The following is a 1,503-nucleotide window of genomic DNA, read 5'->3' on the forward strand; positions in this document are numbered from 1 at the left end:
GGATAGGTGCCTTCGAACACGCGGCCGCACCCGATTGAGAACAGCGTGTCGGCCGCGAACAGCGCGCGGTCATCGTCGAACACATAAGAAATGTGATCGAGGGTGTGGCCGGGGGTTTCCAGCACGCGCGCAGTGAGATCGCCGATGCGGACAAAATCACCTTCCTGCAGGCGGACATCGACGTCAGCGATCTTGGCGTTGGCGTCGTGCGGCGCATAGACGCGGCACTGATACTTCTTCTTCAGCTCGGCGATGCCGCCGACGTGATCGCCGTGATGATGGGTGACCAGAATGTCGGTCAGCTTCCAGCCTTCTTTGTCGAGCGCAGCGATCAGGGGGGCAGCTTCCGGCGCGTCGATGGATGCGGTCGCTCCGGTGGCCGGATCGTGAACCAGATAGCCGAAATTGTCGGTGAGACACGGAACGATACGGATGTCGGCGGGCATGAGATCTCCGGAACTTGAAGGCGGCAGGAGCGTGCCCGGCGCCGTTTCTGTCGCCGGCGTCACGCAGTGTCGAATCCTAACATGGGGGCAGACCGGGACGAAATGAAGCGGTCACAGCCTCGTAAACCAAGCAGGGTGCGGCTTTGCCGGACGGTACGACGCCGTGGTAAATGGTGGGCATGACCATGGACGTCGTGGATCTGCGGGAGTTTTACAGCAGCCGTCTCGGCATCGTCGCACGGCGGCTGATCAACCGCGGCATCCAGTCGCGCTGGCCGGATGCGCGCGGTGATCGCGTGCTCGGCCTCGGCTATCCGACGCCCTATCTCGGCCTGTTTCGAGACAGATGCGAGCGCTGTATCGCCTTCATGCCGGCGGCTCAGGGCGTGTTGAAATGGCCGACCGCGCGATCGACGCTCTCGTCGCTGGTCGACGAGCACGCGCTGCCGCTGCCGGATGCGGCGGTCGACCGTATCCTGCTGGTGCAGGCGCTGGAGATGTCGGACGACCCCGAGCGGCTGCTGCGCGAGATATGGCGGGTGATGGCGCCGGCCGGACGGCTGTTGGCGATCGTCCCGAATCGCCGCGGCGTCTGGGCACGCCTCGACAACACCCCGTTCGGCCACGGCCGTCCCTATTCGCGCTCGCAGATCGCCGACCTCTTGAGGCGGACCTGGTTCACACCCACCGCATGGAGCGAAGCGCTATTCGTGCCGCCGCTGGGGCACGGCTGGTTGTTGCGATCGGCACCGGCCTGGGAGCGGATCGGCGCATCGACCTCACTGCCCTTCGCCGGTGTGCATGTGGTCGAAGCCACCAAACAGGTGGTGCGGGCGCACCCGGTCAAGCGCGAGCGCATCCGGCTGATTCCGTCGCTGGAGCCGTCGCTGGTGCCCTCACCGACCCCGCTGCAAGGCGACGAGCCTAACGCGCCGCCGCTGCTGCGTTGAAGCGACGTCCGCTGAAACGAAAAAGGCCGCACCAACCGGCGCGGCCTTATCTGATTCTGGGATCGATCGAATCAAACGCGGCGATTAATCGCCGGCGCCAGCATCCT

Annotated in this window: 2 protein-coding genes; one reads left to right on the plus strand and one right to left on the minus strand. The window is 65.1% G+C overall.

All coding sequences use genetic code 11. The features are described from left to right. Positions 1 to 446: MBL fold metallo-hydrolase (locus DYI24_RS26440; protein ID WP_164574418.1), on the minus strand; the 446-nt coding region annotated here is incomplete at its 3' end. Between the two features lie 179 nt (positions 447 to 625). On the opposite strand from DYI24_RS26440, the gene DYI24_RS26445 reads away from it, so the two are divergent. Continuing rightward, complete coding sequence (locus DYI24_RS26445; protein ID WP_205523706.1) at positions 626 to 1,396, plus strand: class I SAM-dependent methyltransferase; 771 nt, start codon at positions 626 to 628, stop codon at positions 1,394 to 1,396. The last annotated feature ends 107 nt before the right edge of the window (positions 1,397 to 1,503 follow it).

Source organism: Rhodopseudomonas sp. BR0C11 (assembly GCF_010820945.1).
Lineage (GTDB): Bacteria > Pseudomonadota > Alphaproteobacteria > Rhizobiales > Xanthobacteraceae > Rhodopseudomonas > Rhodopseudomonas palustris_H.

What these genes read in the sequence shown, in the direction of transcription:
- DYI24_RS26445 (WP_205523706.1), top strand. Translation starts at nt 626, where the DNA reads ATGACCATGGACGTCGTGGATCTGCGGGAGTTTTACAGCAGCCGTCTC.